This window comes from Pseudomonas sp. LD120, assembly GCF_009861525.1.
Classification (GTDB): Bacteria; Pseudomonadota; Gammaproteobacteria; order Pseudomonadales; family Pseudomonadaceae; genus Aquipseudomonas.
Map to the genome: position 1 here is coordinate 104576 of NZ_WVHL01000006.1, position 21361 is coordinate 125936.

At 61.5% G+C, this 21361-nt stretch carries 19 protein-coding genes and 1 tRNA gene; 15 read left to right on the forward strand and 5 right to left on the reverse strand.

Annotation, left to right across the window (positions count from 1 at the left end):
- Window positions 1-317 precede the first annotated feature (317 nt).
- The 8 genes from PLD_RS29745 (at window position 318) to ychF (ending at window position 7232) form a co-directional block, all read left to right on the forward strand.
- Entirely contained in the window at window positions 318-2042 is a 1725-nt protein-coding gene (locus PLD_RS29745) for a tetratricopeptide repeat protein (protein WP_159898328.1), read from the forward strand.
- Between the two features lie 4 nt (window positions 2043-2046).
- A complete protein-coding gene (lolB, locus tag PLD_RS29750) occupies window positions 2047-2664 on the forward strand; it encodes a lipoprotein insertase outer membrane protein LolB (RefSeq protein ID WP_159898329.1) in 618 nt (205 codons plus the stop codon).
- A gap of 1 nt (window position 2665) precedes the next feature.
- Window positions 2666-3517 carry a 4-(cytidine 5'-diphospho)-2-C-methyl-D-erythritol kinase gene (ispE, locus tag PLD_RS29755; RefSeq protein ID WP_159898330.1) on the forward strand — a complete coding sequence of 284 codons (852 nt, stop codon included), beginning with the start codon at window positions 2666-2668 and terminating at the stop codon, window positions 3515-3517.
- A gap of 36 nt (window positions 3518-3553) precedes the next feature.
- Window positions 3554-3628: transfer RNA gene (locus PLD_RS29760), tRNA-Gln, on the forward strand.
- Between the two features lie 48 nt (window positions 3629-3676).
- Window positions 3677-4618 (forward strand): ribose-phosphate pyrophosphokinase, encoded by a 942-nt coding sequence (locus PLD_RS29765; protein WP_003171603.1) that lies wholly within the window; start codon window positions 3677-3679, stop codon window positions 4616-4618.
- Between the two features lie 139 nt (window positions 4619-4757).
- Window positions 4758-5357, forward strand: a complete 600-nt coding sequence (locus tag PLD_RS29770) for a 50S ribosomal protein L25/general stress protein Ctc (protein ID WP_159898331.1) — start codon at window positions 4758-4760, stop codon at window positions 5355-5357.
- Between the two features lie 166 nt (window positions 5358-5523).
- Window positions 5524-6108 carry an aminoacyl-tRNA hydrolase gene (pth, locus tag PLD_RS29775; protein WP_159898332.1) on the forward strand — a complete coding sequence of 195 codons (585 nt, stop codon included), beginning with the start codon at window positions 5524-5526 and terminating at the stop codon, window positions 6106-6108.
- A gap of 23 nt (window positions 6109-6131) precedes the next feature.
- A complete protein-coding gene (gene ychF, locus PLD_RS29780) occupies window positions 6132-7232 on the forward strand; it encodes a redox-regulated ATPase YchF (protein ID WP_159898333.1) in 1101 nt (366 codons plus the stop codon).
- 59 nt (window positions 7233-7291) lie between these two features.
- Here ychF and PLD_RS29785 read toward each other — a convergent pair whose 3' ends face one another.
- The 4 genes from PLD_RS29785 to pobA all read right to left on the reverse strand — a co-directional run bounded on the left by PLD_RS29785 (window position 7292) and on the right by pobA (window position 12049).
- Window positions 7292-8152 carry a TonB-dependent receptor domain-containing protein gene (locus PLD_RS29785; protein ID WP_306110133.1) on the reverse strand — a complete coding sequence of 287 codons (861 nt, stop codon included), beginning with the start codon at window positions 8150-8152 and terminating at the stop codon, window positions 7292-7294.
- A gap of 19 nt (window positions 8153-8171) precedes the next feature.
- Window positions 8172-9394 (reverse strand): IS3 family transposase gene (locus PLD_RS29790; protein ID WP_159889365.1). Its coding sequence is split into 2 segments (ribosomal slippage): window positions 8172-9031 and window positions 9031-9394, totalling 1224 coding nucleotides; the frame shifts between segments, so codons are not numbered across the junction.
- 36 nt (window positions 9395-9430) lie between these two features.
- Window positions 9431-10660 carry a TonB-dependent receptor plug domain-containing protein gene (locus tag PLD_RS29795; protein WP_256674844.1) on the reverse strand — a complete coding sequence of 410 codons (1230 nt, stop codon included), beginning with the start codon at window positions 10658-10660 and terminating at the stop codon, window positions 9431-9433.
- Between the two features lie 201 nt (window positions 10661-10861).
- Window positions 10862-12049: a 4-hydroxybenzoate 3-monooxygenase gene (gene pobA / locus PLD_RS29800; protein ID WP_159898334.1), complete on the reverse strand. Its 1188-nt coding sequence runs from the start codon at window positions 12047-12049 to the stop codon at window positions 10862-10864.
- A 192-nt stretch (window positions 12050-12241) separates the two neighbouring features.
- Between pobA and PLD_RS29805 the strand changes: the two genes are divergently transcribed.
- On the forward strand, window positions 12242-13132 hold the full coding sequence (locus tag PLD_RS29805; RefSeq protein WP_159898335.1) for a helix-turn-helix domain-containing protein: 891 nt from the start codon (window positions 12242-12244) through the stop codon (window positions 13130-13132).
- Between the two features lie 219 nt (window positions 13133-13351).
- Window positions 13352-14287 carry a transporter gene (locus PLD_RS29810; protein ID WP_159898336.1) on the forward strand — a complete coding sequence of 312 codons (936 nt, stop codon included), beginning with the start codon at window positions 13352-13354 and terminating at the stop codon, window positions 14285-14287.
- A gap of 75 nt (window positions 14288-14362) precedes the next feature.
- On the opposite strand, the gene PLD_RS29815 is transcribed toward PLD_RS29810, so the two are convergent.
- Window positions 14363-16198: a sigma-54-dependent Fis family transcriptional regulator gene (locus PLD_RS29815; RefSeq protein ID WP_159898337.1), complete on the reverse strand. Its 1836-nt coding sequence runs from the start codon at window positions 16196-16198 to the stop codon at window positions 14363-14365.
- Between the two features lie 510 nt (window positions 16199-16708).
- Between PLD_RS29815 and PLD_RS29820 the strand changes: the two genes are divergently transcribed.
- From PLD_RS29820 to PLD_RS29840, 5 genes are read left to right on the forward strand one after another with little or no spacing between them, the layout of a single operon-like run.
- The gene (locus PLD_RS29820) at window positions 16709-18184 is read left to right on the forward strand and encodes an aldehyde dehydrogenase family protein (RefSeq protein ID WP_159898338.1); all 1476 of its coding nucleotides are present in this window, start codon (window positions 16709-16711) and stop codon (window positions 18182-18184) included.
- Between the two features lie 48 nt (window positions 18185-18232).
- Window positions 18233-18568, forward strand: a complete 336-nt coding sequence (locus tag PLD_RS29825; RefSeq protein WP_159898339.1) for a cytochrome c — start codon at window positions 18233-18235, stop codon at window positions 18566-18568.
- Between the two features lie 10 nt (window positions 18569-18578).
- The gene (locus PLD_RS29830; protein ID WP_159898340.1) at window positions 18579-19268 is read left to right on the forward strand and encodes a hypothetical protein; all 690 of its coding nucleotides are present in this window, start codon (window positions 18579-18581) and stop codon (window positions 19266-19268) included.
- A 13-nt stretch (window positions 19269-19281) separates the two neighbouring features.
- Window positions 19282-20850, forward strand: a complete 1569-nt coding sequence (locus PLD_RS29835) for an FAD-binding oxidoreductase (RefSeq protein ID WP_159898341.1) — start codon at window positions 19282-19284, stop codon at window positions 20848-20850.
- A gap of 57 nt (window positions 20851-20907) precedes the next feature.
- The gene (locus tag PLD_RS29840; protein ID WP_159898342.1) at window positions 20908-21279 is read left to right on the forward strand and encodes a cytochrome c family protein; all 372 of its coding nucleotides are present in this window, start codon (window positions 20908-20910) and stop codon (window positions 21277-21279) included.
- Window positions 21280-21361: the final 82 nt, after the last annotated feature.

The window sequence follows — 21361 nt, forward strand, 5'->3', positions numbered from 1 at the left end:
AATTGTCCTACTTCGACCGACGCAGAACAACTACCGCCGACTATTGTCCTAGTTTTGTACCAAAACTCGCCGAGCGAAGATCAGGCAAGGCGAAAACAAGCAAGGATGCGGAGTTCAGGGGACTAAATGAGCAGAACGAGCCTGTTTCTGCGTAACGCCGAAGGCGCCCAGCGCGCCAGCACGATCAAAGCGCAGGCAGTTTTCCCGCACAAACGACTAGACTGCCTCTGTTCTGGCATCCCGTTGAGTCTCGGTTATGTTTGGCCGAAGGCTTGTGTCATGATGATCCGACCGCAGGTTAGTCGCCCTCTTCCTATATGAATAGATCTTCCGCGTTGCTCCTCGCCTTTGTCTTCCTCAGTGGTTGCCAGTCACTGGCCCCCGTTTCATCGGACGCTACGTCGCCGGTGGAAGACAGTACCCCCGCCCCTGAAAAGCCCAAGGTCTATTCATCGTTCAGCGAAGACACCATCTTCAGCCTGCTGAGCGCTGAACTGGCGGGCCAGCGCAATCGTTTCGACATTGCCCTGGACAACTACGTGACCCAGGCCATCAACACCCAGGATCCGGGCATTTCCGAGCGCGCGTTCCACATTGCCGAGTACCTGGGGGCCGATCAGGCGGCACTGGACACCTCGCTGATCTGGGCCAAGAACGCGCCCGACGACCTGGAAGCGCAACGAGCCGCCGCCATCCAACTGGCCCGCGCCGGGCGTTATGACGACTCCATGCTCTATATGGAGAAGGTTCTGCAAGGCAAGGGCGATACCCATTTCGACTTTCTCGCCCTGTCGGCCGCAGACACTGATCAGGATACTCGCGACGGCCTGATGAGCAGTTTCGACCGCCTGCTGCAAAAACATCCGCACAACAGCCAGCTGATCTTCGGCAAGGCCTTGCTGATGCAGCAGAATGGTGACGTCAAAGAAGCCCTGACCTTGCTGGAGCAGAACCCGCCGGAAGAAGGAGAAGTGGCGCCACTGCTGCTGCGGGCCCGCTTGCTGCAAGGCCTGAACCGCGGCAAGGAAGCCCTGCCGCTGCTGGAAAAGAGCATCCGCAAGTACCCCGGTGACAAACGCCTGCGCCTGACCTATGCCCGCATGCTGGTGGAACAGGACCGCATGGACGATGCCAAGACCCAGTTCTCCAGCCTGGTCCAGCAGTACCCGGAAGACGATGAGTTGCGTTACTCCCTGGCCTTGGTCTGCCTGGAAGCCCAGGCCTGGCAAGAAGCCAAAGGTTACTTGGAGGACCTGATCGCCCGGGAAAGCCATGAAGACTCGGCACACCTCAACCTTGGGCGGATCGCCGAAGCACTCAACGACCCACAAGGGGCGCTGATCGAGTACGCCCAGGTCGGTCCAGGTAACGACTACCTGCCAGCACAACTGCGTCAAGCCGATGTCCTGATGAACAGCGGCCGCACCGACGAAGCGCAAGAACGCTTGGTGGCGGCCCGCGACGCCCAGCCCGACTATGCCATCCAGTTGTACCTGATCGAAGTCGAGACCCTGTCAGCGAACAACCAGGACGAGCGGGCCTGGACGGTCATCCAACAAGCCCTGTTGCAATACCCCGACGACAGCAACCTGCTGTACACACGCGCCATGCAGGCGGAAAAACGCGACGACCTGGCGCAGATGGAAAAAGACCTGCGCCTGATCATCCAGCGCGAACCGGACAACGCCATGGCCTTGAACGCCCTGGGCTACACCTTGTCCGACCGTACAACCCGCTACGCCGAAGCCAAAACGCTGATCGAGCAAGCCTACCTCCTGACTCCGGAAGACCCAGCGGTCATGGACAGCCTGGGCTGGGTGAATTTCCGCCTGGGCAACCTCGACGAGGCAGAGCGTCTGCTGCGCCAGGCCCTGGAACGCTTCCCCGACCAGGAAGTCGCGGCGCATCTGGGCGAAGTGCTGTGGAACAACGGTAAGCAGCGCGAGGCCAAGCAGATCTGGAGCAAGTTCATCAAGGACCAGCCCGACAGCCCTGTCCTGCGTGACACCATCAAACGCCTGACCGGATCAGAGACTCTTTAAGACCATGTTTTTGCGCCACTTCATTATTTTCAGCTTCATCGCCCTGCTGGCCGGCTGTGCCGGCTTCGGTGCCCGCGAGTCCGTTCAGGGCCAGGGCAGTCCCGCGCAATGGCGCCTGCACAAAGATCAACTGACCGGCCTCGATGGCTGGCAGATCAACGGCAAGATCGGCATTCGCGCCCCAAAGGACTCGGGGAGCGGCACCCTGTTCTGGCTGCAGCGCCAGGACTACTACGACATTCGCCTGTCCGGCCCGCTGGGTCGTGGGGCTGCGCGCCTTACCGGTCGTCCCGGCCAGGTCAGCCTGGAAGTGGCCAACCAGGGCCGCTATGAAGCCACCAGCCCGGAAACTCTTCTGGAAGAACAAATGGGCTGGAAATTGCCCGTGTCGCATTTGGCCTGGTGGGTTCGCGGCCTGCCGGCGCCCGGCAGCAAAAGCCGCCTGACCCTGGACGGCGACAGCCATCTGGCAAACCTTGAACAAGACGGCTGGCAAGTGGAATACCGCAACTACTCGCAGCAGAACGGTTACTGGCTGCCTGAGCGCATCAAACTGCATGGCAGCGACCTTGACGTCACCCTGGTGATCAAGGAATGGCAACCTCGCAAGCTGGGGCAATGACATGTCCCAAGAGAAACTGACCCTGCCCTCCCCGGCCAAACTCAATCTGATGCTGCACATCCTGGGTCGTCGCGCTGATGGCTATCACGAGTTGCAGACCCTGTTTCAGTTCCTCGACTACGGCGATGAAATCACCTTCGCCCTACGTGACGACGGTGTCATTCGCCTGCACACCGACTTCCCCGGGGTACCCCACGACAGCAACCTGATCGTCAAGGCAGCCAAAAAACTGCAGGAACAGTCCGGCTGCACTCAGGGCATCGATATCTGGATCGACAAGATCCTGCCCATGGGCGGCGGGATCGGCGGCGGCAGTTCCAACGCTGCCACTACCCTGCTGGGCCTCAATCATCTCTGGCAACTGGGCTGGGATGAGGATCGACTGGCCCAACTGGGACTGACACTGGGCGCCGACGTCCCGGTTTTCGTGCGTGGACATGCGGCTTTTGCTGAAGGCGTGGGGGAAAAACTCACCCCCGAAAACCCCGAAGAGCCGTGGTACCTGGTACTGGTCCCGCAAGTGTCTGTAAGTACAGCAGAAATTTTTTCAGATCCGCTGTTGACACGTGACAGCGCGCCCATTAAAGTGCGCCCCGTTCCCAAGGGAAACAGCAGAAACGACTGCCTTCCGGTAGTTGCAAGGCGTTATCCAGAAGTACATAACGCATTGAATTTGCTAGGTAAATTTACCGAAGCAAAACTGACTGGAACTGGAAGTTGTGTGTTTGGGGGCTTCCCAAGCAAAGCTGAAGCTGATAAAGTCTCGGCCCTTCTTACAGAGACCCTTACAGGGTTTGTGGCAAAAGGAAGCAACGTTTCGATGTTGCATCGCAAGCTGCAAAGTCTGCTCTAACGGAAACGAATGCAAGGCATTCGAAGCAACAGATACAGGGGCGTCGCCAAGCGGTAAGGCAGCAGGTTTTGATCCTGCCATGCGTTGGTTCGAATCCAGCCGCCCCTGCCATTTTCCTTATACTCATCCAGGTATACCCTCAGCCTTCAGGTACTGCGCGTGTCCAAGATGATGGTCTTTACGGGGAACGCTAACCCCGATCTGGCTCGGCGTGTCGTACGTCAGCTGCATATCCCTCTCGGTGACATCTCTGTTGGAAAATTTTCCGACGGCGAAATTACTGCCGAGATCAATGAAAATGTCCGCGGTAAAGACGTTTTCATTATTCAGCCGACTTGCGCTCCGACCAACGATAACCTGATGGAACTCGTCGTGATGGCTGATGCCTTCCGCCGCTCCTCAGCGACTCGTATCACTGCTGTTATTCCTTATTTTGGTTATGCCCGTCAGGATCGCCGTCCGCGTTCCGCACGTGTGGCCATCAGCGCGAAAGTCGTGGCTGACATGCTCACCGTAGTCGGCATCGACCGTGTTCTCACGGTTGATCTGCATGCTGACCAGATTCAGGGTTTCTTCGATATTCCGGTAGATAACATCTACGGCTCCCCGGTTCTGGTGGATGACATCGAAGACCAGCGTTTCGAAAACCTGATGATCGTGTCTCCGGACATTGGTGGCGTCGTGCGTGCACGTGCCGTGGCCAAGTCCCTGGGCGTGGATCTCGGGATCATCGACAAGCGTCGTGAGAAAGCCAATCACTCCGAAGTGATGCATATCATTGGCGACGTCGAAGGACGCACCTGCATTCTGGTCGATGACATGGTCGATACCGCCGGCACCCTGTGCCACGCGGCCAAGGCCCTGAAAGAGCATGGCGCAGCCAAGGTCTTTGCCTACTGCACACACCCTGTGCTGTCGGGTCGAGCCATCGAGAACATTGAAAATTCCGTGCTGGACGAGCTGGTGGTGACCAACACCATCCCGCTGTCCGCTGCAGCACAAGCTTGTGCGCGTATCCGCCAACTGGATATCGCACCGGTAGTTGCCGAGGCGGTCCGCCGCATCAGCAATGAAGAATCGATCAGCGCGATGTTCCGCTAAGGGTTAGTCCCTGGCAAAACATCCCGATGACGAAAAGCGCCCCGTCCCAACCTCTGTTGGGACGGGGCTTTTTTGCCCATATCGCCTTTAGCGCTGGTCGCAAACGCTGGGGCGAGTGTGGTTATTTTGGAGATACAACATGAACGATTTTACTCTGAATGCTGAAGTGCGTTCCGACCTGGGGAAAGGTGCGAGCCGCCGCCTGCGTCGTCTCGCAAGCCTGGTTCCAGCGGTAGTTTACGGTGGCGACAAAGCCCCTGAGTCCATCAGCATGCTGGCCAAAGAAGTGGCCAAGCTGCTGGAAAACGAAGCTGCCTACAGCCACATCATCGAACTGAACGTGGGTGGCACCAAGCAGAACGTCGTGATCAAAGCCCTGCAACGTCACCCAGCCAAAGGCCACGTGATGCACGCTGACTTCGTTCGCGTGGTAGCGGGTCAGAAACTGACCGCCATGGTTCCAGTACACCTGATCAACGAAGCAGCACCGGTCAAGAAAGGCGGCGAGATCTTCCGCGCAGCCACCGAGATCGAAGTTTCCTGCCTGCCGAAAGACCTGCCTGAGTTCATCGAAGTCGACATGGCTGAAACCGACGTCGGCACCGTGATCCACTTGTCCAACCTCACCGCCCCTAAAGGTGTTGAGTTTGTTGCTCTGGCACACGGCAACGACCTGGCAGTAGCCAACGTCTATGCGCCACGTGTTGCAGCAGAGAAAGAAGAAGGCGCAGCAGAGTAATGCTCTGACGCCGGAGTTAAGCGGAATACATCGCGGACTGGAACGTAGCGAGAAAGCGGGCGAGAACGCGAAGTTTGCCGCAAGGCAACCAAGCACTTGTCGTCCATTTTCGCCGTAGCACCGGTTGCGGCGATGTTATCCACCACTCCAAAGAAGGGCCCCTATCGTGACTGCCATCAAACTGATCGTTGGCCTGGGTAATCCAGGTGCCGAATACGAACAGACCCGGCATAACGCAGGGGCCCTTTTTGTTGAGCGCATCGCCGACAAACAAGGCATCAGTCTGGTCGCCGATCGCAAATATTTCGGCCTGACCGGGCGCTTCAGTCACCAAGGTCAGGACATTCGTCTGTTGATCCCCACCACCTACATGAACCGCAGCGGCCAGGCCGTGGCGGCGCTTGCCGGCTTCTTTCGCATCAAGCCGGAAGAGATCCTGGTGGCCCACGACGAACTCGACTTGCCGCCCGGCGTCGCCAAGCTCAAGACCGGTGGCGGGCATGGCGGGCACAACGGGCTGCGGGACATCATCGCGCAGCTCGGTAATCAGAATACCTTTCACCGCCTGCGGCTCGGCATCGGCCACCCGGGCGTTGCCAGTATGGTTTCAAACTTTGTCCTGGGTCGTGCGCCACGCGCCGAACAGGAAAAACTCGATGCCAGCATCGATTTTGCCCTCGGCGTGCTGCCGGATATCTTCGCCGGTGAATGGAATCGCGCGATGAAAAACCTGCACAGCCAGAAGGCCTGACTCTACTCCTCGGGGAATACACCATGGGATTCAATTGCGGCATCGTCGGCCTGCCTAACGTCGGCAAGTCCACCCTGTTCAACGCCCTGACCAAATCCGGGATCGCGGCCGAGAACTTCCCCTTCTGCACCATCGAGCCCAACAGCGGCATCGTGCCGATGCCCGACCCGCGCCTGGATGCCCTGGCCGCCATCGTCGTGCCCGAGCGCGTGCTGCCGACCACCATGGAGTTCGTCGACATCGCCGGCCTGGTGGCCGGTGCCTCGAAAGGTGAAGGCCTGGGTAACAAGTTCCTGGCCAACATCCGCGAAACCGATGCCATCGCCCACGTGGTTCGCTGCTTCGAAGACGACAACGTGATCCACGTGTCCAACAGCGTCGATCCCAAGCGCGACATCGAGATCATCGACCTGGAGCTGATCTTCGCCGACCTCGACAGCTGCGAAAAACAGCTGCAGAAAGTGGCCCGCAACGCCAAGGGCGGCGACAAAGAAGCTGTGGCCCAAAAAGCCCTGCTGGAGCAATTGATCGCCCACTTCACCGAAGGCAAGCCAGCCCGCAGCCTGATGAAGGACATGAGCAGCGATGAGAAGCTGATCATCCGTGGCTTCCACCTGTTGACCACCAAGCCGGTGATGTACATCGCCAACGTTGCCGAAGACGGCTTCGAGAACAACCCGTTGCTGGACGTGGTCAAGGCCATCGCCGAAGAAGAAGGCGCGATCGTGGTGCCGGTGTGCAACAAGATCGAGGCGGAAATCGCCGAGCTTGAAGACGGCGAAGAAAAGGACATGTTCCTGGAGGCCCTGGGCCTGGAAGAACCTGGCCTGAACCGGGTGATCCGCGCCGGCTACGAAATGCTCAACCTGCAGACCTACTTCACCGCCGGGGTGAAGGAAGTCCGCGCTTGGACCGTGCGCGTCGGCGCCACCGCGCCACAAGCCGCCGCTGTGATCCACACCGACTTCGAAAAAGGCTTCATCCGCGCCGAAGTCATCGCCTACAACGACTTCATCCAGTTCAAGGGTGAAGCCGGTGCCAAGGAAGCCGGTAAATGGCGCCTGGAAGGCAAGGAATACATCGTCAAGGACGGCGACGTGATGCACTTCCGCTTCAACGTGTAACCCTGTTCAGCCCCATTGCCGCGCAATGGGGCTGACCTCCCCCGCTCTATCCAGCGCCCCTAGAAATAGGTGGTCGCCCCCGCGAAGAACGCCCGTCCGGGCACATAGAAGTTGGTCGATCCGTCCCGCAGGTCCTTGTCCATCAGGTTCTGTACCCCGCCGTTCAGGGTCAGCCACTTGGTCACCGCCAGATTCGCCGTCAGGTCGTAGGTGGTGTAGGACTGCACGAAATCATTGCCCATGCCCCGCTGCTTGCCGACGTGCTGCGCCGACAGTTCGGTGCTCAAACGGTCGTTGATCTGCCAGTCCAGCGCGCTGAATGCCGACAGTTTGGGTGAGCTGATCAAGTCTTCTCCGGTGCTCAGGTTCCGGCTTTCCAGCATGTAGGTAGCGTTGGTGCGCCACGTCACGGAGTCCCCCAACGGCACACGGGTGGTGCCTTCCCAACCACGAGTACGTGCCTTGTCGACGTTTTCCAGCATGGTCCACCAGCGGCCCTGGTACTGGCCCAACGGGCCGTATTCGATCTTGTCGGTGAAATCGGTGTGAAAGTAAGTCAGGCCGGCCTCCCAGCCGTCATGCTCGAACGCCACGCCGATTTCCTTGTTGGTGCTGGTTTCCGGCATCAGGTTCGGATTGCCAGCCATCCAGCAACTGCCGGTGACATAACCCAACGGACGCAACGATCCACAACCACGGCCTCTGGACTCGGTCGCCGCTCCCGCACTGCCCTCCTTCAGGCTCGGCGCACGAAAGCCCTTGGAAACTCCCCCGCGTACGGCCCAGTCAGGGTGCGGGTGATAGACCACGTAGGCCCGCGGGCTGTTGTGGTTGCCGTACTTCTCGCTGTGGTCGAAACGGTTGCCCAGGGTCAGGGACAAGTTGTCCAGCAGGAACAGCTCATTGTCTAGTCCTGAAATAGGTTGACACTTGTTTCACTCAAAACGCCCGATGCACCGCATCGGGCGTTTTGTATTTGAGCGCTAGATGGGGTCGCTCAGCGTTATAAATTGATACCGACTCACTCACCATCTTCCTTGCATGCGCCAAGTTCTCTGGTCGATGAAACAGAAACTCTGTCTTCAAGATCCCATTCACCCGCTCCGCCAAAGCATTCTGGTAGCAGTCATAACCGTCCGTCATCGAACAACGGATTCCGTGTTTGGCATGCAGCGCCTGATAAAGCGCAGAACAGTATTGGCTACCCCGATCCGAGTGATGCACCAACGGTAATTCGGTTTGACGCTGCTTCACGGCACTGCGCAGCGCTCGTATTACCGACTCGGTCCGTAAGTTTTCATGGACGTGATAACCCACAATCTTGCGCGAGTAAGCGTCGGTCACAAGACTCAGATACGCCACACCTTCGCGAGTGGGTAGATAGGTGATGTCGGCCACCCAGACCTGCTCCGGACCATTTGGCACCACTTGATCAGGGCCGGATTTAAGCAGGTTTGGATGGCGCCGGAAGCGATGATGACTGTCGGTAGTCTTATGGTAAGCACGCTTGCGAGCCACCAGCAGGCGATGTTCGCGCAAGATTGCAAACAGCCGATCACGGCCTACTTGAAGTTCAAGCAGGGGCTGGCAATGCAGCAGATGGTGCAGCTTGCGGGTGCCCAAGCGGGGCTGGTGCAAGCGCTTGTATTGGACGAAATCCATCACTCTCTGGTCGAGGGTCAAGCGCGCGTCCTGAGCTTGGTTGCGCTTGTAGTAGGCCTGTCGGCTAATCCCCATGAACTGGCAAGCCCTACTGATACTCAGGTCCTGGATTTGCTTTTGCGTGAGGACTTGCCGGGACGCTTTTTTACGACGCTGATCCCGTAATCGTTCTTTAGAACATTGACTACCGCCTCAAGGAACTGGGCTTTCTGATTCGACAGCGCGAGCTGCGCTTCCAGCTCCTTGATACGTTGTTCCGGGGTTAACGGCAGGGCGGGCTCATTCACGGAAATGGTCCTCGAAGAGCGAATTGAAGCGCCTTGGCTCCAGTCCTGGAGGCCATGCTTGCGCAACCAGACCAGAACAGTTGATCGACCTTGGATACCGTAGCGCTGTTGAGCCTCTTTATAACTCAACTCGCCTTTTTCGACCTGATCCACCACGGCCAGTTTAAAAGCCAGCGTGTAATCACTCTGCGTGCGCTTGATCTCAGTGCTCATCACCCTCTCCTTGAATAAGGTCAGAAGGTGTCAACCTTATTCAGGACGGGACACATCCTCGATAAAAGCCGCCGAGTAATCGCCCTTCAAGGTCGAGCCATTGACCGGCGTGCCCTGGTAATCCACGGGCACGGTGCCAAGGGTGCTGGTGTTGGTCAGTTCCTCACGCTTCCATTGCCCACCCAGCGTCAGGCGCTGGTCCACCAGCAGTTCGAAGGGCATGTTGAGGCTGCCTTCGACGATCTTCTCTTCGGAGTTGGCCTTACCCGCATCAAGGTCATTGCGGTACTTGTTCAGGTAGGCGTCGAGCTTGGAGGTGCCGAAACTCCAGTCGCCGCTGTGGGACAGGATGTAGCTGTCGCGGGTCAGGCGGCTGGGGCCGAAGGCGCCACCAATGGTTTCGTCCCAATCACCAAAGGTCTTCTTCGATGACCAGGAATGCTCAACGCCATGCACCGCCTCGAAGGACAGGCTCTGCTCTTCGTTGATCTGCCAGTCCAGCAGGGCATTGACGCTCTGGTCCTTGGAGCCGCCGGCGCCGTCGTCGTACATGAAATCGCCTTGGGCATCGCGCCGTGCCTCGACCTCATCCGCTGCCCGCCGCGTGACGTTGGCGCCCAGGCGCAGGCCCAGGGACGTGGTCAACGGGCCCGCCGCGTTCACGCTGTACTGGGTGGTCTGGCCCCGGTCGGAGTCCTTGGGCACGGTGATGTGGGTGCTCGCCGAACCGGTCCAGGTTCGCGAGACCTTGCGGGTGATGATGTTGATCACCCCGCCCATGGCGTCCGAGCCGTAGAGCGACGACATCGGTCCACGGACGATCTCGATGCGCTCGATCATGTTCGGCGAAATCCAGTTCAGGTCCTGACGCGCCAGGTCACGACGATAACTCAGGTCGGCGGAGCTGCCGACCCGTTTGCCGTCCACCAGAATCAGCGTGTACTTGTCGTCCAGGCCCCGCAGCTTGATCTTCGACTGCTCGCCCACCGGGCCGAAACCACCGGTCACTCCCGGCACTCGGCGCAGCAGGGTGTTGAGGTCGTAGACCGGCTGGCGCTCGATTTCCTCACGGGTAATGACGCTGACGCTGGCCGGAGCATCCTTGAGGTCAGTGGCGCCGCCGGTAGCGGTGACAAACGCAGTGTCCAGTTCCAACGGCGCCGGCTTGGTCTCTTCTGGCGTCGCGCCGGCCTGCGCCAGCGGTGGCAACAGGCCGACACCGGCGCTGAGCAGAAGCGAATGGAACAGGCAGGAGCTGACTTTCATGACAAACGATCCTTGTCGATTCAATGCACCTTGGTGGTGCATCAAGGGAGAGGGGATCGAAGTGTAATGCTAATAAATATCATTTATAAATAGGAATATTTCTCGACCTGCGCCTTTCGGTCCATGCCATGTGCAAACACGGCCCCGTAACCCCCCCCGTTCGCGAGCGGTTCCAGGGCCGATGCTGACAGCGCCGAAGGCTCAGCAGATGTCTTCGTAAGGCAGGCCCACATAGTTCTCGGCAATGTTCACCAGGCCCGCGTGGGAATTGAGGAAATACTCGCGATCGGCCTGCTGCATCTTGTGGTCCCAGGCGTCCTGGTGCTCGCCGAAATCGTGCAGCAGGTTGGTCATGAACCAGCTGAAACGCTCGCCCTTCCACACCCGACGCAAGGCCAGCTCGGAGTATTTTTCCAACAGATCGCTGCGCCCCTCGCGGTACACCTTGACCAGGATCCGGTACAGGTAACACACGTCGGAAGCCGCCAGGTTCAGGCCCTTGGCCCCGGTGGGCGGGACGATGTGCGCAGCGTCGCCGACCAGGAACAGCTTGCCGTACTGCATCGGCTCGACCACGTAGCTGCGCAGCGGCGCGATGCTTTTCTCCAGCGCCGGCCCGGTCACCAGATCCGCCGCCACCTGCGCCGGCAGACGGGCCTTGAGCTCGTTCCAGAAGCGCTCGTCGGACCAGTCCTCGACCTTGTCGCTCAGCGGCACTTGCAGGTAGTAGCGGCTGCGGGTCAGGGAGCGCTGGCTGCAGAGCACAAAGCCGCGCTCATGCTGACCATAGATCAGCTCATGGTTGACCGGCGGGGTATCGGACAACAGCCCCAGCCAGCCGAAGGGGTACTCGCGCTCGTAGTGGGTCAGCACCTGCTCGGGAATGCTCTTGCGCGCTACGCCATGAAAACCGTCGCAACCGGCGATGTAGTCGCAATCGATGCGGTGCTGCTGGCCGTCCTTTTCATAGGTGAGGTAGGGCTGTGCGCCCTTCATATCGTGGGGCTGCACCTGGTCCGCCGAGTAGATGATCGGCGCCCCGCAGGCCGCGCGGGCCTCCATCAGGTCACGGGTGACTTCGGTCTGGCCGTAGACCATCACCGTCTTGCCACCGGTCAGGGCCTTGAGGTCGATGCGCACGCGCTTGCCGCCCATCAACAGTTCCACGCCCTCGTGGACCAGGCCTTCGGCATCCATGCGCTGAGACACCCCGGCCTCGCGCAACATGTCCACGGTGCCCTGCTCGAGCACCCCGGCGCGGATGCGGCCGAGCACGTAATCCGGGGTCTGGCGCTCGACAATCACTGTGTCGATACCGGCCTTGTGCAGCAGTTGGCCCAGCAGAAGGCCGGAAGGTCCGGCGCCGATAATCGCAACCTGAGTTTTCATTGTTGTCGTCTCATAAGGGCATTCCAGTGACCCGGTGGGCACAAACTGGAATTTATGGTTATTGTTGTACCCCTGCATTTTTGCCGACAGAAACGCGGAAAAATGGTGATAAGCCACGCTAAAAATGCACTTTTGAAAACAGCGTTCGATTATCGAGCACTCTAGCCACCCCGTTTCGACAGGTCGCGTCCGATGAAAGCCAGCCGCTCCAGCATCCCGGTGTTCAAGCTCTATGGGGAAAACCAGGCCTGGCCGACCCCAGACCTGCTGCACTGCGAATCCATCCCCAAGCGCAGCAGCCTGCACCATTGGGAGATCAAGCCGCACCGTCACGCCGACCTCTACCAACTGCTGTATGTGCAGCGCGGCCAGGCCCTGGTGGAAGTCGAGGGACGGCGCCAGGACGTGCGCGAAGCAGCGATCCAGGTAGTCCCGCCATTGATGGTTCACGGCTTTCAGTTCTCGGAAAACATCCAGGGTTACGTGCTGACCCTGGGCGCACCGCTGGTGGCCCAGCTGGAAGCGCAACTGGGGGCGCCCCTGGCTGTGCTCGCGTCTTCCGCCTGCTACCCGGTGGGCCGTGACCGCCACAGCCTCAACACCCTGTTCAAGGCGCTGATGAATGAATACGAAGGCAGCGCCGCCGCCCGCGACCTGCTACTGCATTCACTGGTCAACGTGCTGGTGGTGTGGATCAGTCGCCGTGGCCAGCAGAACACCCCACCGAGCAATCGCGGCGAGCGCAATCAGCAACTGTTGGGGCATTTCATCAAGCTGGTGGAGCAGCACTATCAGCAACACCCCACGGTGGAGTCCCTGGCCCATCGCATCGGCCTGTCCAGCGTGCACCTCAACACCCTGTGCCGGGAACTGGCCGGGCAGAGCGCGCTGCAGATGCTCCACCAGCGCCTGATGCTGGAAGCCAAGCGCGGCCTGATCTACACCAACATCAGCATCAGCCAGCTGTCGGACAACCTGGGATTCAGCGACCCGACCTACTTCTCACGCTTCTTCAAGCGCCTCAGCGGCCAGTCGCCCAATGCCTTTCGCCAGAGCGCCGGGCAAGCCCCCGGCAGTCGCTGAGGCGACGCGAGTTTTGTACAGCTCGTCGATTTGTCTTAACAAATCTCGCCACACGCCGCCGACGGCGGTCGCCAACCTTGTCGCAGAAACCATCTATCCAATTGATTTAAAACGATAAATTAAAAATAAAAGGATTGGCACGCTAGTTGAGACGCTCTGCCGGCGCGTCAGGAGTCCTGCTCCTGCCAGCGCTCCCATAACAATAAGGCAGACCTTCTCATGCATCAGACCTCCTCGCGCCTGCGCGTCCTTGCACTCACCTCCAGCCTGCTACTGACCGCCCACGCCCCCTGGCTCCAGGCCAGCGAAGGCGGCGTGTCCTCCTGGCCCATGGGCATCGAACTCTACGGCATGGGCATCCTGCCGCCGCCCGGCACCTACGCCCAGGTCTTCGTTGGCAACTACCTGGCCGACAGCCTGCGGGACGACGCGGGTCACCGCGCGGCCAGCATCGACTTGCGAGTCACCAGCGTGGTGCCACGTTTTGTCTGGGTCACCGAGCAACAGGTGCTGGGGGCCCAACTCGGTTTCCACGCCCTGCTGCCGCTGAACGACATGCGCCTGAACATTCAGAACGGCCCCCACGATCACAAGCGTGGCATCGGCGACGCCCATCTTGGCCCGGTGCTGGGCTTTCATCACAGCAACAAGTTCCACAGTGCCCTGGGGGTCGATTTCGTCCTGCCCAGCGGCGGCGAATACAACAAGGACGACCTGATCAACCTGGGCAACCACTACTACACCGTGCAAGCGGTGTATGCCATGACCTACACCGATCCGCAGGGCTTCAACGCCGATGTGCGTCTGATGCACGACTACAACTTCGAAAACCGCGCCACCCACTATCAGTCCGGACGCGAGCTGCATGCCGACTACAGCCTCGGCTGGGGGCTGGGCAATGGCTGGGTGATCGGCGTCGGCGGGCACGCTTATCAGCAGATCAGCGACGATAAGTGCAGCGTCGCCGATTGCGCCACCGCGCCCCAGGTGCAAGCCAGTGATGGTAATCGCGGACGCTCGTTCTCCATCGGCCCGGCGGTGCAATTTCGCAGCAAGAGCGGCTGGTCGCTGAGCGCCAAATGGCAGGACGAGTCGGCGGTGCGCAACCGCGCCGAGGGCCAGACCTACTGGCTGAAATTCACCACCGCGCTCTGAATCCCCCCTGAATCAACACACTCTGAACCGCCGAACGCCGCGCCCTCTGCTGCCGAAACGCTGCAGAGGGCCGGTTCAACGGCCCTTGAGGCGATAGCTGACCTGGGCCCGGCTCATGCCGAGCATCTGCGCCGCCGCGGTGATGTTGCCCCCGGAGCGCTCCAGGGCCAGATGCACCAGGCGCAATTCGATCTCTTCCAGCGATGTGCTCAAAGCCGGCGCCCGCCCGGAGAGAAACGCCTGCAGGCTGGCCAGCTCCGGCTCCTCGAGCGGCGCCTCAGCCGCCCTGGCCGCCGCTGAAGCTGGCGCAGGCTCACGCACCGTCGGTGGCGCCAGGCGCCCGTCGGCATTCAAGCCAATGGCAACTCCCGCCAGGGGCGTCCCCGCCTCACTCAGGTGCACCACATCGATGATTTCGCCGTCGCCGGCGGCAATCACCCCCCGCTCGATGAGGTTCTGCAACTCGCGGATATTGCCGGGAAAGCGGTAGGTCAGCAGCGCATTCACCAACCGCGTGCTGCAACCCGCCAGTTGACGCCCGTGGCGCTGGCTGAAGCGGTGCAGGAAATAACTCATCAGCAGGGGAATGTCTTCGCGGCGCTCGCGCAGAGGCGGCAGATGAATGGGAAACACATTCAGGCGATAGAACAAATCCTCACGAAAGCGCCCGGCCTCCACTTCACGCCGCAGGTCGAGGTTAGTCGCCGCGATCACTCGCACATCCACCCGCAGCGGCTCGCTGCCCCCCACCCGCTCGATCTCGCCTTCCTGCAAGGCCCGCAGGATCTTGCTCTGGGCCGAAAGGCTGAGGGTGGCGATCTCATCGAGAAACAAGGTGCCGCCATGAGCCCGCTCGAAGCGCCCCGGGCGCGAACGGTCGGCGCCGGTAAAGGCCCCCCGCTCCACGCCGAACAGTTCGGCCTCCACCAGGTTTTCCGGCAGGGTCGCGCAGTTCAGCGCCACCAGGGGCTGCTGCCGACGGCTGCTGGCCTGATGCAGATGGCGCGCGAACAATTCCTTGCCCACCCCCGACTCTCCGGTCAGCAGCACCGTGGCCTGGGTCGGCGCCACCCGCTGCAACAACTGGCTGGCGGCCACAAAGGCCGCCGAGATGCCGACCAATTGCTGTTCGTCGGGCGATACCGGTAGCTCGGCGACCTGCGTCTGCATCCCCGAGGCATAGGCGCTGCGGCTGAGAAAATCCCCTGGGTCGAGGTACATCAGGTCGACATCGATGTCGTCCCACAGCTGCGCCGGCTTGCCAACAATCCGACAGGCCGACTGCCCCATCGAGCGGCATTCCAACTCGCGAAACACCACCAGCCGCCCCAGCAGCGACGAGGCGTAGCCACTGGCATAACCGATCTCCATCCAGCACGCGGGCTCGCCGCCCAGGCCATAGGCGGCGATGTGCTCGTCGTCCTCCAATGAGTTATGCCAGAGAAATTCCGAATAGAAATGGCCGATGCTGGAGTCGATCTCGAAACGCACCACCTCGACATTGACCATGCCTTCGAGCATGTGCAGGCGCGGCCCAGCGCTGTAGAGGCTGGCGTGATCGCCGTCCGGCCACTGCTCGCTGACCTGGGCCGCGTCCCGGGCCCCGGCCTGCCAGCCGATGCGGGTGATCAGGCCACGGGCCTTGTCGAAGCCCAGGGCCTCGATCAACTCACGACGAATGGAGCCGAACGCCGACCCTTGCATCAGCATCATCCGTTGCCCGCACAACCAGATGCTGCCGTCCTGGGGCGCAAAGGCCACGGTCTCGGCCAATTGTTCAGCCGAGGGCAGGCCGCGGGCCTCGAACTGGCTGGTGCGATCGACGATCAAGCGCTTTTGCCGCCCCAGCATCTGCTTGAGGAAGTCTTCATCCGCAGGGCGGCCGGGCTGGCTGGAAGGAGAACGAGTCATGGGCAATCAACGGGCAGCTCAGGGGCCTTGCAGTATGCCCCGGTGCTTTGCCGGGTCAATCACCGTCCCTCCTGGCCGCAGGCGAGGCGCAGATTCTGGCCGGTAACCGCACAGTTTCTGCAAGCGCCCCGGGAGTGCCGAGCTTTCGACGCCCTTGCGACTTCTCTGCATAAATTTCCGCAGTACGCCTTCCACGACGGGTCTCATGACAAACAAAAAACAACTAACCTATTGTTTTAAAACAATATTTTTACAATAAGCGACCGTGGCACGATAGTTGTTATGCACAGGCAGACACTCATCCATAACAAGACCACAGGTGACCTTGCCATGCTTTCTGCCTTCCTTGCGCCGCCCCTGCCCTGTCCCTCACTTCTGCACCACGGCCCACTCCGCAACGCAGCCCCCCACGGCTGAAGCGCCGCCGTAGCGGGCATCCCTCCCTACCCTCCCGAGCCATCGGCTTGATTGCCGACAGCCGAGCCATGGCCACCAACAAGAGAGCACCCCATGACTGCGACTCGACCTGCCTATCAACACCTGGAACTGCAACCCATCGCCGGACGCTGGCGCGCCGGCAGCAGCGGCCAAATGCTGGCGGTCCTCGACCCGTTCACCGAGCAATGCCTGCTGCAGGTCAGCCTGGCCAACCGCCAGGACCTCGATGACGCCTATACCAAGGCCCGCCAGACCCAGGCCCAATGGGCCGCCAGCGTGCCCGCGCAACGCAGCCAAGTGTTGCTCAACGCCGCGCGGATCTTCGATGAGCGCCGCGAAGAAATCATCGGCTGGCTGGTCCGCGAGTCCGGCAGCACCCGGATCAAGGCGCAGATCGAATGGGGCGCGGCCCGCGCCATCATCGTCGAAGCGGCCAGCCTGCCCAGCCGGGTCCATGGGCGGATCGTCGCCTCCAACGTCCCTGGCAAGGAAAGCCGCGTCTACCGCAAGCCCCTGGGGGTGATCGGGATCATCAGCCCGTGGAACTTCCCCCTGCACCTGAGCGCCCGCTCCCTGGCCCCGGCCCTGGCCCTGGGCAACGCGGTGGTGATCAAGCCGGCCAGCGACACCCCGGTGACCGGTGGCCTGCTGCTGGCGCGGATCTTCGAGGAAGCCGGCCTGCCCGCCGGGGTGCTCAGCGTAGTGGTCGGCAGCGGGGCGGACATCGGCGATGCCTTTGTCGAGCACCCGGTGCCGGCGTTCATTTCCTTTACCGGCTCGACCCAGGTCGGCCGCAACATCGGGCGCATCGCCAGCGGCGGCGAGCACCTCAAGCACGTGGCCCTGGAACTGGGGGGCAACAGCCCGTTCGTGGTCCTGGCCGATGCCGACCTGGAACAAGCGGTGAACGCTGCGGTGGTGGGCAAGTTCCTGCACCAAGGGCAGATCTGCATGGCGATCAACCGCATCATCGTCGAGCAGCCGGTGCTGCAAGCCTTTACCCAACGCTTTGTCGAACGAGTCAAGGCCCTGCCGTATGGCGACCCAAGCCTGGCGGCCACGGTGGTCGGCCCGGTGATCAACAGCAAACAACTGGCCGGCCTGCAGGACAAGATCCGCCTGGCCCTGAGCGAGGGGGCGACCTTGCTGGTGGGCGGCCCGGCCACGGGCAACGTGCTGCCGCCCCATGTGTTCGGCGACGTCAGCGCCGACATGGAGATTGCCCGCGAAGAAATCTTCGGCCCCCTGGTGGGCATCCAGAGCGCACGGGATGCCGAGCACGCCCTGGAACTGGCCAATGCCAGTGAATACGGGCTGTCCAGCGCGGTGTTCAGCGCCAACCCGGAGCGTGGCGTGCAGTTCGCCCAACGCCTGCACGCAGGCATGAGCCACGTCAACGACATGCCGGTCAACGATGAGCCCAACGCGCCCTTTGGCGGTGAAAAGAATTCGGGCCTGGGCCGCTTCAACGGCGACTGGGCCATCGATGAATTCACCACCGACCACTGGATCACCCTGCAACACACACCGCGCCCCTATCCGTTCTGAGCGGGGCGCTTGTCCACCGAATCACCCCATAACAATACGGAGTACGCAATGTCCTCGCTCCTCAACAGCCCAGCGGTGAAACGCAGCCTTGCCCTGTGCCTGAGCCTGCCCCTGACGATGCTGGCCGCAACGGCCGCCGCCGATGGCGACGGCGTCTGGAAAAACGGTGAGAACGTCTACGCCAAGGTCTGCGGCCACTGCCACGAAAAGAACGTCGGCCCGCAAATCAAGGGACGCCAACTGCCAGCGCCTTACATCACCGCGATAGTGCGCAACGGCTTTCGCGCGATGCCGGCATTCCCGGCGTCGTTCATCGACGACAACGCCTTGCAGCAGGTCGCCGACTACATCTCCAAAGCCCCGGCCACGGCCGCCCAACCCTGAGGAGACGCCCATGAACATTGAACGTCGCTCACTGCTCAAGGGCATGGCCCTGGGCGGTCTGGCCAGCGTCGCAGTGACCGGCCCCGGCCTGAGCCTGGCCAACAGCGTGTTGGGCCCGTCCACCGGCCCACGGCTACCGACCCTGGCCCTGGTCAGCGCCGCCGTCGCCGACTCGGCTTTCGTCCAGGGGATCAACGCCAGCTCGGTGGCGCGCCAGGTCAACGTGCAACGCTGGGAGGCCAGCCTGGCGTCGATTCAGGCGCTGCAACAACGCCTGGGCAGTGGCCAGCGGCAACGCATCATCGGCCTGCTGGACGATGCCAGCGCCGCGCTGGTGCTCGACCAGGCCCGCAGCGCCGGGGCCCGGGTGCAATGGCTTGGCCAGCACCACAGCGATGCGCGGACCTCGCGCCACCAACTGCTGGGCACCACGGCCGCCCATGGCTGTGCCTTGCAACTGGGCCTGCAACTAAACGCCTGTGGCGCCGGTTTCAGCCTCAGTGAGCAGCGCCTGCTGGCACAGCCGGCGTTCCAGGCCGGCGCCCGCGCTCGCGACCCGCGCAGCGCTGAACAATGGGCCGCCACCCTGGGCTACAGCCTGGCCGAACTGGCCAGCGGCCGCCTCGGCCAGGCGCCGTTGGCCAGCCCTCGGGCCGTGCCATTGAGCGGCCATTTCGTTTCGTTCTCGATTGAGGCTTGAAGGAGCTGATCCAATGACTGAGCAAACCCAGAAGCCACTGTTGCCCCGGGGCGTGACTGCGGCCCGCTTCAATAAAGCCATCGCCCAGTTCCGTGCCCTGTTGGGGGACGACAACGTGCTGGTCAAGGACGACCAACTGGTGCCCTACACCAAGATCATGATGGCGGTGGACACCGCCGAGCACATGCCCTCGGCCGCCGTCACCGCCACCAGTGTCGAGCAGGTACAAGGGGTGGTGAAGATCTGCAACGAGCACAAGATTCCGGTCTGGACCATCTCCACCGGCCGCAACTTCGGCTACGGCTCGGCAGCGCCCGGCCAGCGCGGCCAGGTGATTCTCGACCTGAAGAAAATGAACAAGATCCTCCACGTCGACCCGGAATTGTGCACCGCACTGGTGGAGCCCGGGGTCACCTACCAGCAGCTTTACGACTACATCCAGGAACACAACCTGCCGCTGATGCTGTCCTTCTCGGCGCCTTCGGCCATCGCCGGCCCCCTGGGCAACACCATGGACCGCGGCGTCGGCTACACCCCCTACGGTGAACACTTCCTCATGCAGTGCGGCATGGAGGTGGTGCTGGCCAACGGCGACGTCTATCGCACTGGCATGGGCGGGGTCAAAGGCGACAATGCCTGGCAGGTGTTCAAGTGGGGCTACGGCCCGACCCTGGATGGCATGTTCACCCAGGCCAACTACGGCATCTGCACCAAGATGGGCTTCTGGCTGATGCCCAAGCCGCCAGTGTTCAAACCGTTCGAGATCAAGTTCGAGAACGAGTCGGACATCGCCGAGATCGTCGAATTCATCCGCCCGCTGCGCATCGCCCAAGTGATTCCCAACTCGGTGGTGATCGCCGGCGTGCTGTGGGAGGCCGCCACCTGCAACACCCGCCGCGCCGACTACACCCAAGAGCCTGGGCCCACCTCCGAGGCCATCCTCAAGCAGATCCAGAAGGACAAGAACCTCGGCGCCTGGAACGTCTATGCCGCTCTCTACGGCACCCAGGAGCAGGTGGACGTCAACTGGAAGATCGTCAATCAGGCCCTCAAGGCTCTGGGCAAGGGACGCATCGTCACCCAGGAGGAAGCCGGCACGACCCAACCCTTCCTGTACCGCTCGCAACTGATGTCCGGGGTACCCAACCTGCAAGAGTTCGGCCTATACAACTGGCGCGGCGGCGGTGGCTCGATGTGGTTCGCCCCGGTGAGCCAGGCCCGCGGCAGCGAGTGCAACAAGCAGCAGGCCCTGGCCAAGCAGATCCTCAACAAACACGGCCTGGACTATGTCGGCGAGTTCATCGTCGGCTGGCGCGACATGCACCACGTGATCGACGTGCTGTACGACCGCAGCAACCCGGAAGAAACCCAGCGCGCCAACGCCTGCTTCGCCGAGCTGCTGGATGTGTTCGAGCAGCATGGCTATGCCGTGTACCGGGTCAACACCGCCTTCCAGGAGCGGGTAGCGCAGAGCTACGGTCCGGTCAAGCGCAAGGTCGAGCACGCCATCAAGCGCGCCCTGGACCCGAACAACATCCTTGCCCCGGGCAAGTCCGGGATCGATCTGGCCAACCCTTTCTAAGCAGCTCGTGCCCCGTCGGCGTAGCGCCACGGGGCCCTTTGAAACACAGGAAAAGTCATGAAGTACAGCCCACTGCTCACAGCCCAAGCGCTGTTGCTGGCCGCGCCACTGGCCCTGGCCGACGGCGACGCGGTTCTCGGCAAGGCCCTGTTCAGCGCCCAATGCGGCTTTTGCCACAGCGCCGAGAACGGCAAACACCTGATGGGCCCCAGCCTGCACCAAGTCTTCGGCCGGGCCAGTGGCCAGGCCCAGGGTTTCAGCTACTCCAGCGCGCTACAGGGTGCCGGCCTGCAATGGAACGACGCCACCCTGGAACGCTGGCTGAGCAACCCGGCGGCCCTGGTACCGGGCAACCAGATGATGTTTCCCGGCCAGGCCGACCCGCAGAGCCGCCAGCACCTGATTGCCTACCTGAAAAGTCTGCACTGAGGCCGCAGGCAGCGACGCCTCAACTAGCGCAGCGCTGAAACGACAACGCCCGGAGCCTGGCCCCGGGCGTTTTTTTACCCGT